At 67.0% G+C, this 15330-nt stretch carries 13 protein-coding genes; 7 read left to right on the top strand and 6 right to left on the bottom strand.

Going from position 1 to position 15330, the window contains the following annotated elements; translation table 11 throughout:
• Positions 1 to 129: 129 nt before the first annotated feature.
• The 5 genes from U1E69_RS05630 to U1E69_RS05610 form a co-directional block, all read right to left on the bottom strand.
• Positions 130 to 1338 carry a phosphopentomutase gene (locus tag U1E69_RS05630; protein WP_322243391.1) on the bottom strand — a complete coding sequence of 403 codons (1209 nt, stop codon included), beginning with the start codon at positions 1336 to 1338 and terminating at the stop codon, positions 130 to 132.
• The gene (locus U1E69_RS05625; protein WP_322243390.1) at positions 1338 to 2648 is read right to left on the bottom strand and encodes a thymidine phosphorylase; all 1311 of its coding nucleotides are present in this window, start codon (positions 2646 to 2648) and stop codon (positions 1338 to 1340) included. The genes U1E69_RS05630 and U1E69_RS05625 overlap by 1 nt, the downstream gene beginning before the upstream one ends.
• Positions 2645 to 3055: a cytidine deaminase gene (locus tag U1E69_RS05620; protein WP_322243389.1), complete on the bottom strand. Its 411-nt coding sequence runs from the start codon at positions 3053 to 3055 to the stop codon at positions 2645 to 2647. The genes U1E69_RS05625 and U1E69_RS05620 overlap by 4 nt, the downstream gene beginning before the upstream one ends.
• Before the next feature lie 114 nt (positions 3056 to 3169).
• The gene (locus U1E69_RS05615) at positions 3170 to 4246 is read right to left on the bottom strand and encodes a cupin domain-containing protein (protein WP_322243388.1); all 1077 of its coding nucleotides are present in this window, start codon (positions 4244 to 4246) and stop codon (positions 3170 to 3172) included.
• Positions 4247 to 4255: 9 nt separating this feature from the next.
• Positions 4256 to 4882, bottom strand: a complete 627-nt coding sequence (locus U1E69_RS05610; RefSeq protein ID WP_322243387.1) for a GntR family transcriptional regulator — start codon at positions 4880 to 4882, stop codon at positions 4256 to 4258.
• 257 nt (positions 4883 to 5139) lie between these two features.
• Between U1E69_RS05610 and U1E69_RS05605 the strand changes: the two genes are divergently transcribed.
• The 6 genes from U1E69_RS05605 to U1E69_RS05580 all read left to right on the top strand — a co-directional run bounded on the left by U1E69_RS05605 (position 5140) and on the right by U1E69_RS05580 (position 13569).
• The gene (locus tag U1E69_RS05605) at positions 5140 to 7428 is read left to right on the top strand and encodes an NADP-dependent malic enzyme (protein WP_322243386.1); all 2289 of its coding nucleotides are present in this window, start codon (positions 5140 to 5142) and stop codon (positions 7426 to 7428) included.
• Positions 7421 to 7942 carry a hypothetical protein gene (locus U1E69_RS05600; RefSeq protein WP_322243385.1) on the top strand — a complete coding sequence of 174 codons (522 nt, stop codon included), beginning with the start codon at positions 7421 to 7423 and terminating at the stop codon, positions 7940 to 7942. The genes U1E69_RS05605 and U1E69_RS05600 overlap by 8 nt, the downstream gene beginning before the upstream one ends.
• A gap of 89 nt (positions 7943 to 8031) precedes the next feature.
• On the top strand, positions 8032 to 9459 hold the full coding sequence (locus tag U1E69_RS05595) for a methyl-accepting chemotaxis protein (RefSeq protein WP_322243384.1): 1428 nt from the start codon (positions 8032 to 8034) through the stop codon (positions 9457 to 9459).
• A gap of 183 nt (positions 9460 to 9642) precedes the next feature.
• On the top strand, positions 9643 to 11529 hold the full coding sequence (locus tag U1E69_RS05590) for a propionyl-CoA synthetase (protein ID WP_322243383.1): 1887 nt from the start codon (positions 9643 to 9645) through the stop codon (positions 11527 to 11529).
• Positions 11530 to 11602: 73 nt separating this feature from the next.
• Positions 11603 to 12136: a hypothetical protein gene (locus U1E69_RS05585; RefSeq protein ID WP_322243382.1), complete on the top strand. Its 534-nt coding sequence runs from the start codon at positions 11603 to 11605 to the stop codon at positions 12134 to 12136.
• Positions 12133 to 13569 carry a sigma-54 dependent transcriptional regulator gene (locus U1E69_RS05580; protein ID WP_322243381.1) on the top strand — a complete coding sequence of 479 codons (1437 nt, stop codon included), beginning with the start codon at positions 12133 to 12135 and terminating at the stop codon, positions 13567 to 13569. Before U1E69_RS05585 ends, U1E69_RS05580 begins: the two co-directional genes overlap by 4 nt.
• A 71-nt stretch (positions 13570 to 13640) precedes the next feature.
• Here U1E69_RS05580 and U1E69_RS05575 read toward each other — a convergent pair whose 3' ends face one another.
• Positions 13641 to 14405: an NAD kinase gene (locus U1E69_RS05575; RefSeq protein WP_322243380.1), complete on the bottom strand. Its 765-nt coding sequence runs from the start codon at positions 14403 to 14405 to the stop codon at positions 13641 to 13643.
• Between the two features lie 214 nt (positions 14406 to 14619).
• Between U1E69_RS05575 and U1E69_RS05570 the strand changes: the two genes are divergently transcribed.
• The coding region (locus U1E69_RS05570) for a serine hydroxymethyltransferase (RefSeq protein WP_322243379.1) at positions 14620 to 15330 on the top strand (711 nt) is incomplete at its 3' end.

Below are 15330 nucleotides of genomic sequence, written 5' to 3'. Positions count from 1 at the left end.
GGCGGAGCCGCCCCTTCCAGATGCAGATGCAACTCCACCTTCGGTAATCCGTCCACGCAACGCTCCCTGATTTCATACTGGTGCAAATATCCTTTGGGGGTCCGGGGGGCGAAGCGCCCCCGGGGGTGGTCACCGGAAACTCCGCCCCGGCCCCTGGGTCGCCACCCCAAGATGCGCGGCCACCGAGGCCCCCACGTCCACGAATCCGCACAAGCCCACCTCGCGCAACCCAAGACCCCAGCCCACCACCGGCACCCGTTCCCGGGTATGTTCCGTTCCCCGGAAGGTCGGGTCATTGCCATGATCCGCGGTGAAGATCGCCAGATCCCCCGGGCGCAACTGCGCAAAGAACCGGGGCAGTCCTGCGTCGAACCACTCCAGCGCCCGGGCATAGCCCGCGACATCGCGGGGATGACCATAGAGGGTATCGAATTCCACGAAGTTCGCAAAGGTCAAGCTGCCTGGTTCAGCCTCTGCCCCCAAACGCACCAGATGTTCGAAAAGATCTGCGTCGGACTTGCCCTTGTGCAGGGTCCCGATCCCCCGCATGGAAAAGATGTCGCCGATCTTGCCGATCCCGTGCGTTGCCCGCTCCGCGCCGGAAACCCAGTCCAGCAGGGTCGGCGAGGGCGGAGCGATGGCAAAATCCTTGCGGTTCGACGTCCGCTTGAAATTCCCAGGCCCGCCCGTGAACGGCCGCGCGATGACGCGTCCCACCTTCCGCGCATGCAGCATGGGCGCCAGGTCCTTGCAGAGCTGCAGCAACCGCTCCAGCCCGAACGCCTCTTCGTGTGCTGCGATCTGGAAGACGCTGTCGGCGGAGGTGTAACAGATCGGCCAGCCGGTCCGCAGGTGTTCCTCGCAATGCTCGGCAATGATCGGAACGCCCGAGGCATGGCAGTTGCCCAGGATGCCCCCGGTCCCCGCCAGACGGCAGACCTCGGCCACGATGTCGTCCGGGAACGCGGGCACTGTGTCGGGGAAATAGGTCCAGTCCCAAGGCACCGGCACCCCCGCCAGCTCCCAATGCCCCGACGGAGTATCCTTGCCCCGCGACACCTCGGTCGCAGCCCCCCACAGCCCCTCGGGCCGCGCGTCCAACCCCGGCGTCAAAGCCCCCGAAGCCAGCCGGATCGCCGCCCCCAGGCCAAGCCGGTCGAGGTTCGGCATCTTCAACGGCCCTGACCGCCCGACCTCTGCCCGCCCCTCGGCGCAGGCCGCCGCGATGTGGCCAAGCGTGTTCGACCCGGCATCGCCGAAGGCCTCGGCATCCGGCGCGCCGCCACAACCGACCGAATCCATCACGATCAGAAACGCCCGCCCCTGCACCCCGGCCATCACCCGATCCTCTTCTGCACCAAAAGCGGCTCGTCAGGCAGCTCGGACACAATCGCATAGGCCGCCTGCACCGCCGCGACCGCCGCGCGGCCAGCGTCTTCCGTCACCGCATGAACCATCGCCAAAGGCACCCCCGCCCCCGTCTCCTCGCCGATCCCCGCCAGGTCCGACAGGCCTACCGAGGGGTTCACCCGGTCGCCTTCCCGCTGCCGTCCGCCCCCCAGGTGCACGACGGCCAGCCCCAGGGCCTCACCGTCGATCCGCCCGACAAAGCCGTCCTCCAGCGCAGGCACCTCCATCATCACCGGGGCCGATGGCAGGCGGTCCGGCCAGCGATCGACGAAATCCGCAGGCCCCCCCTGGGCCACGACCATCCGCCCGAAACATTCGGCCGCCGCACCCGATTCCAGCGCCTGCGCGATCCGCCCCTCGCCGTCCTTGGCGTCCGACGCCAGCCCCGCCAGCGCCAGCACTTCGCCCCCCAGGGCCACCGTCACGTCCCACAGCGCCGCGTTGACCGAGGTCCCGGTCAGCGTCTCCATCACCTCGATCACCTCCAGCGCATTGCCTGCCGCCGTCGCCAGCGGCTGCGACATATCGGTGATCAGCGCCGAGGTCATGCACCCCGCCCCCTGCGCCGTCTTGACCAGTGACTGCGCCAGGGCTTCCGCCTGCTCCGGGGTCTTCATGAAGGCCCCCGACCCGCACTTCACGTCCAGCACCAGCGCCTCCAGCCCCGCCGCCAGCTTCTTGGACAGGATCGAGGCGGTGATCAGGTCAATCGACTCCACCGTCGCCGAGACATCGCGGATCGCATAAAGCCGCCGGTCCGCAGGGGCCAAATCCGCCGAGGCCGCCACGATGGCGCATTTCACGTCGACCATCTGCTTGCGCAGGGCGGCCTCGCTGAGGCCCGTCCGGAACCCCGGAATCGCCTCCAGTTTGTCCAGCGTCCCCCCTGTATGCCCCAGCCCGCGCCCCGAGATCATCGGGACGTAAGCCCCGCAAACCGCCAGCGCCGGGGCCAGCAGAAGCGAGGTGCAATCGCCGATCCCACCCGTCGAATGCTTGTCCACCACCGGGCCAGGCAGATCCCATTCCAGCACCTTGCCGCTGTCGCGCATCCCGCGCGTCAGGGCCACACGCCCCTCTTCGGACAGGCCTTTCAGCAGCACCGCCATCGCGAAAGCCCCCGCCTGCGCATCCGTGACGGCACCCGAGGCGAGGCCCGCGGCGAACCAGCGCAGGTCATCGGTCGAGGGCTGCGCCCCGTCCCGCACCTTGGCGATGATGGCCCGCGCGTCGGTCACGTGCGGTCCATATGCGCGGCGGTGAAGACGCCGGGCAGGAGGTCGGCCACGGTCATCACCTTCTCTTTGCCGTCCGTGGTGCAGAGCGTGACCTTCACGTCCTGCCCCGCGAACTCGGCAATCTTCTGTCGGCACCCGCCGCAGGGCGGCACAGGTTCGGGGCTGTCGGCAATGACGCAGACCTCGGCAATCCGTGTATCCCCGGCGGCAATCATCGCCGCGATGGCCCCGGCCTCGGCGCAAGTCCCCTCGGGGTAAGCCACGTTCTCGACATTGCAACCGACATGCACGGCTCCGCTGGTGGACCGCAACGCCGCGCCGACCTTGAAGCGCGAATAGGGGGCATAGGCCCGCTCTCTGACCGCCGTTGCTGCCTTCAGAAGCGTCATCGCACTCTCCCTGACCATTTGGTCAGAGTGTGGAGCCCCCCGCCGATTTCCGCAAGCCGGGTATGCTCCTCGTTCGACTTCGTCTCCTCCTCGCGCCCTCCCGACGAGAAGCCGAAGGCGCACGAGGAGGCATTACACCACCCGCGTCGCCGGATTGCCCGGCAGCGTCACTTCCAGCAGCTCCAGGTCCTCCGTCGCCTCGGCATACCGCGTCGCCATGCCCGGCGGGATCACGAAGGCATCGCCCGGGGACAGCCGGAACGGGTCCTTCCCCTCACCCTCCAGCGTCATCCCGCCGGTCATGACAAAGGTGAAAAGGATGTCGCCGTCATGCACCGTCCAGGGCGCCTCACCCACCGGCCGCGCCACCATGACCGAGGCTACACCCTTCGTCGCCGTCAGGATGCCGGTATCCCGCGCCTCGAAGCCCGGGATGCGGAACGGCTTGAACACCCCCTCCTTGCCGATGTCGTGCACGAAGCGCTGCCCCTCCCACTCCCGCTCGGGCCGGTAGTGCGGCGTGGGCAGGGTCATCTCGTGGTCGATCTCGGTCACATGCTCGGCCGGGACGCCGATCTCCACCACCTGTACGCCTTCGGAGTGCAGCACCTTGTGGCGGATGCCCGGCGGCTGGATGAAGCAGTCCCCGGCATGGATGCGGCGGATACCGCCTTGATCTTCATAAAGAACATCCACCCAGCCCGCGACGCAGAAGATCAGCTGGAAGCCCACCTTGTGGTAATGCACCATGTCCGGCACCGGCCCGTCCGGCACCCGGATGTGGCTGGCGATCATCGCGCCGCCCAGGCGCGTCGGGATGAGGTCGCGATACTCCATCCCCGCCCGCCCGATCACCCAGGGCGCCTGGTCCGCCAGCCTGCGCACGACGAAGGCATGTTCGGTCGTCGGCGTGATGACCGGGGGGTTCAGCTCGTCCACCTCCACCTTCGTCCCGTTCGGCGCGACCAGGGACTTCGCGCCCCCGGCAAAGCCCGGATCATCCGTCAGGATGCGCAGCGTCCCGGGGGCCTCTGCCGCTCCCTTCTCGATCCGCAGCCGCACGCCATGCCCGGACAGGACGGCGACCGAGGGGTTGTCGGCGGGGAAGATCATGTCCAGCCGGAAGCCCAGCGTCTTGGTGTAGAACGGCAGGTCATCCCGCAGCTCTTGCGTCGGCAGCCGGATCTCGGCGCGGATCTCTTGGGTCATGGTCTCTCCTCAGGCAATGCGGTGGTAGGCGGTTTCGGCGTCGTAGATGAAGCGCAGCATCAGGTCCGAGGCGCTGGGGCCGTCCTGCACCTCGACAGCGGAAAGCAGGGCCTGCAGCCCCGCAATGATCGTGCGGCGGGCCTCCGGGTCCGGCAGGGTCGCAAAGCGCACTGACTGGACCTGGCCCGAATAGCGCTGGATCGCGTGGCGCAGTTCATGGTTCCGAACCGCCACCAGCCACGCATTGCGGAACGCTTCCGAGCCGCGATGGAAGCCCGCCACGTCCCCTTCCGCCGCCACGGCCACCGTCAGCGCGGCCTGCATCGCAGTCAGGTCAGCTTCGGTTCGGTCGCGGGCGACACAGGCCACGGCATAGGGTTCCAACAGACGCCGCAGGGTAAAAACCTCGGCCATCCGCTCGGGCGACAGGTTCGGCAGCGCAAACCCCCGGCTGGTGCTTTCCAGATACCCCTCGCTGACCAGCTGCATCAGCGCCTCGCGCACCGGCATCCGGCTGACGCCCATCTCGGCGGCAATCGCATGATCCACCAGCCGCACATCCGGCCCCACCTCACCACGCAGAAGGCGCAGGCGCAGGTCCTCATGGATACGTGTGCGGTGACTGGTGCGTGACATCGACAAGAAAAGTATACTGTTAGCACCACAAGTCCAGCGAAAGCTGCGAAATCTGGCAAAATGTGGCGATTTCAGTATACTTTCATCCCGGGAAGAGGCCGCACTTGCTTGCAAAGCCGAAAAGCGCTTGCGGGATTTCGTTGATTTCCATAACCCGCAAATGCAGGCATGGTGGCATCGGAAGGCCGGGCCAATGCCAACACAACCGGCTTCAGGAAAGATGGTTCAACGTTAAACCATCTTGCAGGAGGGGACAGATGGACGACCGGCAGGACGAGGCGAAACAGGCGGCACGGCAGGCGGCGCTGGACTACCATGAGTTTCCAAAGCCCGGAAAACTGGAAATCCGCGCGACGAAACCCCTCGCCAACGGCCGCGACCTGTCCCGCGCCTATTCCCCCGGCGTCGCCGAAGCCTGCCTGGAGATCAAGGCCGACCCCGCCACGGCCAGCCGCTACACCTCCAAAGGCAACCTCGTCGCCGTGATCTCGAACGGCACCGCCGTCCTTGGCCTTGGCAACATCGGCGCGCTGGCCTCGAAGCCCGTCATGGAAGGCAAAGCCGTCCTCTTCAAGAAATTCGCCAACATCGACTGCTTCGACATCGAGGTGAACGAACCCGACCCGGTCAAGCTGGCGGACATCGTCTGCGCGCTGGAGCCGACCTTTGGCGCGGTGAACCTCGAAGACATCAAGGCCCCCGACTGCTTCATCGTCGAAAAGCTGTGCCGCGAGCGGATGAACATCCCGGTCTTCCACGACGACCAGCACGGCACCGCCATCGTCGTCGGCGCGGCGGCGACCAACGCGATGATCGTCGCGGGCAAGACCTTCGGCAACATCAAGGTCGTCTCCACCGGCGGCGGCGCTGCCGGCATCGCCTGCCTGGAAATGCTGGTGAAGCTGGGCGTCAAACGCGAAAACGTCTGGCTCTGCGACCTTGAAGGCCTCGTCTACCACGGCCGGGCCGAGCAGATGACCCAGCAGAAGGCCGCCTTCGCCCAAGGCGACCAGCCCGCCACGCTCGCTGATGTCATCGTAAACGCGGACCTCTTCCTTGGCCTCTCCGGCCCCGGCGTCCTGACCCCGGCGATGGTCCAGACGATGGCCCCGAACCCGATCATCTTCGCGCTGGCCAACCCCACCCCCGAAATCCTGCCCGACGATGCCCGCAAGGTCGCGCCCGGCGCGATCATCGCCACCGGGCGGTCGGACTTCCCGAACCAGGTCAACAACGTCCTCTGCTTTCCCTTCATCTTCCGCGGCGCGCTGGACGTCGGCGCGACCACCATCAACGACGAGATGAAGATCGCCTGCATCGAAGGCATCGCCGCCCTCGCCCGCGCCACCACGTCAGCCGAAGCCGCCGCCGCCTACCGGGGCGAGACGCTGTCCTTCGGCCCCGACTACCTGATCCCCAAACCCTTCGACCCGCGTCTGATCGGTGTCGTCGCTTCCGCCGTCGCCAAGGCCGCGATGGAAACCGGCGTCGCCACCCGCCCGCTAGAGGACCTTGACGCCTACAAGCGGGGCCTTGACGGGTCGGTCTTCAAGTCCGCCCTTCTGATGCGCCCGGTCTTCGAGGCCTCGAAGATGGCCGCCCGCCGCATCGTCTTTGCGGAAGGCGAGGATGAACGCGTCCTGCGCGCCGCCAACGCGATGCTGGAAGAAACCAACGACCAGCCGATCCTGATCGGCCGCCCCGAAGTCGTCGAGGCGCGCTGCGAACGCTTTGGCCTGCCGATCCGTCCGGGCCGCGACTTCCATCTGGTGAACCCGGAAAACGACCACCGCTACCGCGACTACTGGGGCACCTATCACGAGCTGATGGCCCGGCGCGGCGTCACCCCCGACACCGCCCGCGCCGTGATGCGGACGAACACCACCGCCATCGCCGCGATCATGGTCCACCGGGATGAGGCCGACAGCATGATCTGCGGCACCTTCGGCCAGTTCAACTGGCACCTGGGCTATGTCCGCCAGATCCTGGCGCGCGGCGGTCTGCACCCCGTCGCGGCCCTGTCGCTGATGATCCTGGAAGACGGCCCCCTCTTCATCGCCGACACCCATGTCCACCCCGAGCCCAGCCCGCAGCAGATCATGGAGACGGTCATCGGCGCCGCCCGCCACGTCCGCCGCTTCGGTCTGGCCCCCAAGATCGCTCTTTGCACCCAGTCGCAGTTCGGCAACATGGACACCGCCTCTGCCCGCAGGATGCGCGACGCGCTGGAGATGCTGGACCAGCGCGAACCCGACTTTGCCTACGAAGGCGAGATGAACATCGACGCGGCCCTGGATCAGTCAATCCGCGACCGCCTGCTGCCGGGGTCGCGCTACGAAGGCGGGGCGAACGTGCTGGTCTTTGCCTCGTCCGAGGTCGCCTCGGGCGTGCGCAACATCCTGAAGGTCAAGGCGGGGGGCCTTGAGGTCGGGCCGATCCTGATGGGCATGGGCAACAAGGCCCACGTCGTCACCCCCGCCATCACCGCGCGGGGGTTGCTGAACATGTCCGCCATCGCGGGGACGCCCGTCGCGCATTATGGCTAGGGAAAGCGCGCCCTACTCCGACAAGGACCGCCGCAAGGCCATCATCCTTGCGGCCCTTTCGGGCTGGACCGGCGTGACGGTTGCAGAGTTGCATACGGCCAACCTCAGTCAGCTTCTCTTTTACGTGCCGCTCTTCGCGGCGATCGGGCTGCCGATTGCGTTTCTGTCGACGTGGCTCATCGGCGGACCGATCATCCGGCGGGTCATGGCGCGCCCGGTCACCTGGGTCCGAGCGGCGCTTGGTGGCGCAGGCGTCGCGGCTATTCTCGCGGTCATTTCAATCGTGATCGGGCGGCTGAACGGACTGAGGGCATACAATGACCCAACGTTCCATTTCCAGCTTGGCGGAGGCGATTTCGTCCGCGAGATCGACGGCATCCTGACCCCCTACGGCTGGCTTGTTCTTGCCCGCAGCACGGCGCTTTTCATTCTGCTTGGCGCAGCAATCGGCCTTCTTGTCCGCGCCCTCATCGGCCCGAGTTTCCGCCGGGACGAAGGCGCCAGCGCGCCGTGACGGGCGTTTTTCGGTCCGGGTCAGACAGGCGTTAACCCAGCCTTCAGAGCTTTCGGCAAAGCTGTGCGCACCCAACCGATGGAGCGTCCATGACCTTTGCCCCGAAGAATGTGTTCTCCGGTGCTGCACCAGCGGAAGAACGCCGCGCCGACTGGCGTCAACTGAATGCCGTCGCGGCGGCTGCGGGCAAAGTCGGCCTCTCGGCTGTCGACATCGCCGGCTACCTTGAGGATCTGGACAAAAGCGCGAAGGCGGAACAGGGCCGGTTGACCGTTCTTGGCCGCGGGCTGGATCGGGTTCTGGAGGAAACCGGCCAGATGCAGGCGGCGTCGCAGACCATGATCGACGCGTCTGTCTCGGCGCGCCGGGTGAGCGACACCTCGGTCGCAACCATGCAGGCGTCGCGTGAACAGACCGTGCGAATCACCCGCTGGGTCGCGGGCGTCCGGGGCTGGATGGCCAACTTCATGGAGTCGCTGGCCGCGACCGAAAAGGATCTGGCGCTGATCACCCACATCGCGCGTGAGGTGAACATCCTTGCGCTTAACGCCCGGATCGAAGCGGCGCGCGCTGGTCCCTCGGGGGCCGGTTTCTCGGTCATCGCCGAGGCGATCGGCACGCTTGCGCGCGACACCAGCACGGCGGCCGGCGGGATCGGGCAAAGTCTGGCCCGGGTGCGCAGCGATGCGGAAAGTTTTGCCGACGGGGCAGTTGAGGTCATGGCCGACGCCGAACGTGTCGTGGCCAGTTCGCAGGACGTGGATCTTGCGCTGGCGGACATCCAGCAGGGAATGGCCGCGCTCGACTCGGTCGCCGGTTCGATCGGCGCGGCGACCGCGCGGGTGCGCGATGCGGTTTCAGCCTATGCGCCCGAAGTCCGCACACTTGAGACGAACCTGCGCCAGCGGGCCAGCGACATCGCCCACCTAGGCTCTCGTTCGCTGGAACTGATCGACACGTCCGAACTGATCGTCCAGCACGCCGTCGCCCTGGGTGCGGCCAGCAGCGAGCAGGCCTTCATCAATCAGGTCATGACCGATGCGGCCCATCTGTCCCAGCTTCTGGAGACGGCGCTTGACCGCGGCGACATCTCCGAGGCCGATCTTTTCAGCACCGATTACCGCCCCATTGCTGGCAGCGACCCCGCCCAGGTCATCGCGCCCTTCACCGCGCTTGCCGACCGTCTCTTCCCCCAGGTGCAAGAGGCCGCATTGCATCTTTCGGACCGCGTGGTCTTCTGTGCTGCCGTGGATCGCAACGGCTACCTGCCCACGCACAACGCCAAGTTCTCGAAACCGCAGGGCCGCGACCCGGTCTGGAACGCCGCCAACTGCCGCAACCGCCGCATCTTTGCGGACCGCGTCGGCCTGAAGGCCGGTCGCAATACCGAGCCCTTCCTGCTGCAGGTCTACCGGCGCGACATGGGCGGCGGGGATTTCCGGATCATGATAGACGTCTCGGCGCCGATCATCGTTCGGGGCAGGCCCTGGGGCGGCTTGCGACTCGCCTATCTGTGATCGCTTTGCAAACCCTGTCCAATTCGGACGCCAGCGCCGCACGATTCAGCGACTTTGCAAATTAAACCCGGTCGAATCCGCAAATTCTGCAAATCTGCCGCACTCTGCTACCGGTAACACCGTTGCGCAACCGGCATTCCATCGCATACCACCGCACCAGTGCATCAGCGGGGGGAGATCGCGATGAGCTACGCACAGGTATACGGCCAGTGGCAGCAGGACCCCGAGGGGTTCTGGCTTTCCGCCGCCGGGGGCATCGACTGGGTGAAGAAGCCCTCGAAGGCGCTGGATGACAGCCGCGCGCCGCTTTACGAATGGTTCACCGACGCCCAGGTCAACACCTGCTGGAACGCCGTCGACCGCCACGTCATCGCCGGGCGCGGCAAACAGCCCGCGATCATCCATGACAGCCCGGTCACGGCGACCCGCCACGTCATCACCTACGCCGAGCTGCAGGACCGCGTCTCCCGCCTTGCCGGCGCGCTGAAAGCCAAGGGCATCACCAAGGGCGACCGCGTCATCATCTACATGCCGATGGTCCCCGAAGCGCTGGAGGCGATGCTGGCCTGCGCCCGGCTTGGCGCGATCCACTCTGTCGTCTTCGGTGGCTTTGCCGCGCATGAGCTTGCCGTCCGCATCGACGACTGCACCCCCAAAGCCATCATCGCCGCCAGCTGCGGCATCGAACCCAGCCGCGTCGTCCACTACAAGCCGCTCCTCGACGCCGCCATCGACCAGGCCACCCACAAGCCCGACTTCTGCGTGATCTTCCAGCGCGAGCAGGAGGTGGCGAAACTGATCCCCGGCCGCGACCACGCCTGGCATGAGTTCCAGTACGGCGTCACCCCCGCCGACTGCGTGCCGGTGGAAGGCAACCACCCGGCCTATATCCTGTATACCTCGGGCACCACGGGCGCGCCTAAGGGCGTCGTCCGCCCCACCGCCGGGCATCTGGTGGCGCTGAACTGGACCATGCGCGCGATCTACAACTGCGGCGCGGGGGATGTCTTCTGGGCCGCCAGCGACGTGGGTTGGGTCGTCGGCCACAGCTACATCTGCTACGCCCCGCTTATCGCGGGCTGCACCACCATCGTCTACGAGGGCAAACCCGTCGGCACCCCCGACGCCGCCGCCTTCTGGCGCGTGATCAACGAACACAAGGTGCGCAGCTTCTTCACCGCGCCCACAGCGCTTCGCGCCATCAAGCGTGACGATCCGGACGGGAAAATGGTCCCGCCGCTCCCAACCCTCCAGGCGCTTTACCTGGCGGGAGAGCGCGCCGACCCCGACACGATCCACTGGGCGCAGCGCCACCTGAACGTGCCCGTCATTGACCACTGGTGGCAGACCGAAACCGGCTATGCCATCGCCGCGAACCCCTTGGGCATCGAACATCTGCCGGTGAAGATCGGCAGCCCATCCGTGCCCATGCCCGGCTTCGATGTGCAGGTTCTGGACGAAGGCGGCCACCCGGTCAGCCCCGGCACGCTGGGCGCCATCGCGGTCAGGCTGCCGCTCCCCCCCGGCACTCTGCCGACGCTGTGGAACGCCGAGGACCGCTTCAGGAAAAGCTACCTCAGCCACTTCCCCGGCTATTACGAGACCGGAGACGCGGGCTATGTCGATGCGGACGGCTATCTCTACATCATGGCTCGCACCGATGACGTGATCAACGTCGCGGGCCACCGCCTGAGCACCGGCGCGATGGAAGAGGTTCTGGCCGCCCACAAGGACGTCGCCGAATGTGCGGTGATCGGCGTGGCGGACGACCTGAAGGGCCAGTCACCGCTGGGCTTTCTCTGCCTGAACAAGGGGTCCGACCGGCCCCATGCCGATGTGGTGAAGGAATGCGTGCAGCTGGTCCGTGACCAGATCGGCCCCGTCGCCGACTTCAAGCGCGCTGTCGTAGTGGACCGCCTGCCCAAGACCCGATCCGGCAAGATCCTGCGCGGGACGATGGTCAAGATCGCCGACGGCCAGGCCTGGAAGATGCCCGCCACCATCGACGACCCGGCTATCCTGGACGAGATCACGGCGGCGCTGAAAAGCCTCGGCCTCGCCAAGGGCTGACGCGCTACTGGACAGGCGGCGCGTGCTGAAGCAATCTTTGCATTATGCAAAGATTGCTGTCAGCTTGCACCGCATGACCCGTTCCGATTCGACCACCACCGACCCCCGCGCCGGGGCTCTTCTCGGCTTGCGCCGGGCAATCCAGGCGTTGCAGCCGCACCTGACCACCTCTGACGATCAGGCCGACCTGGCCCTGATCGAGGAAGCCGCCAATCGCCTGTCGCAGCCCCGCGCGACCGCCGTGCTTGGCATTGCCGATTTTGACCCGACCCGGCTGGCCCACCTTCTGCAGATCACCGGCCCCTCGCTTGGCCCCGAACTTCTGGCCCGCCTGACCGAAGACCTGACGTCCACCGCCGAGACGCTTGCCACGGGGGCCAGGACCGCCGACTGGAAGCGCCTGCGCGAAGGCAGCCATGTGCTGATCTCGCTGTCCGGCTCGGTGGGCGCGCTGTCGCTTCAGGTGATGTCGGAAAACCTGAACGCCCTTGCCCATGCCCAGAACCGGGACGCTCTGGTTGCCCTGATGCCCCCGCTGGAGGCCGAGCTTTCCGCCCTGATCCGCCTGATCCGCGCCACCCGCGCCCCGACCGGAGGTGCCGAATGAAGTCGCCCACCCCGCTTTCGCGCCCCGCCGTCCTTCTGGTCGAGGACACGCTGTCGCTGCAGATGGTCTACCGGTCGATCCTTGCCACCTCGGGCCACCGCGTCGCCGTCGCCGCCACCGCCGCCGAGGGGCTGGACCAGTTCCGCACCCACCGGCCGATGGTCGTGCTGCTGGACCTGATGCTGCCAGACCGCGACGGGCTGGAGGTGATGCAGGAAATCCAGTCGATCCAGCCCGAGACGCGCGTGATCGCGATCACCGCCAACGGCTCGGTCAACCGCGCGGTCGAGGCGATGCGCGCCGGGGCGCACGACTTCCTGGTCAAACCCTTCGACGAGGGGCGGCTTCTGTCCGCAGTGCAGAACGCCCTGTCCGAGGCTGGCCCCCGCGATGCGGTGAAACCCGCCGACCCCGCCGCCTCGGCCACCCGCAGCCGGGACGCCAGCCAGATCGCCGACGGTTCGGGCTTCATCGGCTCGTCCGAGGCGATGAACCGCATCCACGGCACGATCAATTCGGTCGCGCGCTCGATGGCGACCGTCTTCATCACCGGCGAAAGCGGCACCGGGAAAGAGCTTTGCGCGCTGGCCGTCCACGCCAACTCCAACCGCGCCACAGGCCCCTTCATCGCGCTGAACTGCGGTGCGATCCCGCAGGACCTGCTGGAGTCGGAAGTCTTCGGCCACATGAAGGGCAGCTTCACGGGGGCCATTTCCGACAAGCAGGGTGCGGCGACGGCGGCCGACGGCGGCACGCTGTTCCTGGACGAAATCTGTGAGATGGCCCCCGCCCTGCAGACCAAACTCTTGCGGTTCCTGCAAACCTCGACCGTCCAGCCCGTTGGCGCGACCCGCCCCCGCAAGGTCAACGTCCGCATCGTCTGCGCCACCAACCGCGACCCCCTGGACGCCGTCCGCCGCGGCCACTTCCGCGAGGACCTGTATTACCGCCTCTACGTCGTCCCGATCCACATGCCGCCCTTGCGCGACCGCGGCCAGGACATCCTGGAAATCGCCGAGGCCGCCCTGTCCCGCTTCGCCCAGGAAGAAGGGCGCGAGTTCCACGGTCTTGACCCTGCGGTGCGCAACCTGATGCTGTCGCTGCCCTGGCCTGGCAACGTGCGCCAGCTTCTGAACGTCATGCGCAACGTCGTCGTCCTGAACCCGGGTGGCTGGGTCACGCCCGACATGCTGCCCCCCGGCCTTGCCGACGAAAGCCGTCCGGCTGAACCGCAACCCCTGGCCCTGGCCACACCCGATGCGCTGGCCCTCGACAGTCTGATCGGTCTGCCCCTGGCCGAAGCGGAACGCCGCCTGATCGAGGCGACCTTGGCGCTGCACGGCGGCTCGATCCCCAAGGCCGCCCGGGTGCTGGACGTCTCGCCCTCGACGCTTTACCGCAAGATCGAAGCCTGGAACGCCCGCGCCAGCTGACCGCTCCTCGATGACTTCGTCACTCGTCGCTGCGCCGCGACGAGAAGACGAAGTCGCACGAGGAGCCGCCGTCAGACGAACTGCTCGCCGATCAGCCGTTCCTCAAGCCCGTGGCCGGGATCAAACAGCAGCCGGTGGCTGACACTTTCATCCGACCGCACCTCGACGCTGGTCACGTCGCGCACCGAGGACCGGCTGTCGGCATCCGCCATCACCGGCCGCTTTTCGCCCTCGATCACGTCGAACCGCACCACCGCCGACCGGGGCAACAAGGCCCCCCGCCAGCGCCGCGGCCGGAAGGCCGACATCGCCGTCAGCGCCAGCACGTCCGACCCGATGGGCAGGATCGGCCCGTGCGCCGAATAGTTGTAGGCCGTCGACCCTGCCGGCGTCGCCACCAGCGCGCCATCGCAGACCAGCTCCTCCAGCCGCACGCGCCCATCGATGCTGACCCGCAGCTTCGCCGCCTGCGGCCCCTGGCGCAGCAACGAGACTTCGTTGATCGCCTGCGCCTCGGTGACCCGGCCCTTTGCATTCTCGGCCCGCATCACCAACGGATTGATCAGCGTCACTTCCGCCGCCGCCAGCCGCGCGGGCAGGTCCTCCAGCGCATAGGCGTTCATCAGAAAGCCGATCGTGCCGCAGTTCATCCCGTAGACCGGCAGCCGCTGCCCGTGCGCCGCATGCAGGGTCTGCAGCATGAACCCGTCGCCGCCCAGCGCCACGATGATGTCGGCCCGCCGCCCGTCCGCCTGCCCATAGGCCGCCGTCAGCGCCTGAAACGCCGCCACCGCCGCCGGAGCCTTCGAGGCCGTGAACCGGATCCGCTGTGCCATGTCTGGGGGTCCCCTTTGCGCCAGTCTTGGCCGGGTCGTCCGGCAAACTCAAGCCCGCACGGGTTTCCTTTTGGCGGCACCGCTTTCCGCGGCGTCGCTTTATTTCGCGAGGGTTGCTGAAGAGGTCGCATTCCTGCCTTTCCCCATGCCCGCGACTGCTCTACATAGCCGCAAAATTCACCGCCGCAAACGTCACCACATTGAGGGCAGAACGATGAACGCTTCCCACCGCGACACCGGTTTTTTCACCGAACCCCTGTCCTCGCGCGACCCCGAGCTGTTCGGGGCCGTGACCCAGGAACTTGGCCGCCAGCGCCACGAGATCGAGCTGATCGCCTCGGAAAACATCGTCTCCCGCGCCGTGATGGAGGCGCAGGGGTCCGTGATGACCAACAAATATGCCGAAGGCTACCCCGGCAAGCGCTACTACGGCGGCTGCCAATACGTTGATATCGCGGAAAACCTGGCCATCGACCGCGCGAAGCAACTGTTCAACTGCGGCTTCGCCAACGTGCAGCCGAACTCGGGCTCTCAGGCGAACCAGGGGGTCTTCCAGGCGCTGCTGAAGCCCGGCGACACCATCCTGGGCATGAGCCTCGACGCCGGTGGCCACCTGACCCACGGCGCCGCGCCGAACCAGTCCGGCAAATGGTTCCACGCCGTGCAATACGGGGTCCGCAAGCAGGACCTGACGCTGGACTACGACCAGGTCCAGGCCTTGGCGACCGAGCACAAGCCGAAGATGATCATCGCCGGCGGCTCGGCCATCCCGCGCATCATCGACTTCGCGAAAATGCGCGAGATTGCGGATTCGGTCGGCGCCTACCTCCTCGTCGACATGGCGCACTTCGCGGGCCTCGTCGCGGCGGGCCTCTACCCCAGCCCCTTCCCGCACGCCCATGTCGCCACCACCACGACGCACAAG

It is taken from the genome of Tabrizicola sp. (assembly GCF_034366665.1).
In the GTDB taxonomy this organism is placed as follows: domain Bacteria; phylum Pseudomonadota; class Alphaproteobacteria; order Rhodobacterales; family Rhodobacteraceae; genus Tabrizicola.
Note: the sequence above shows the minus strand (reverse complement) of the source record. Positions and strands in the feature narration are given on the sequence as shown.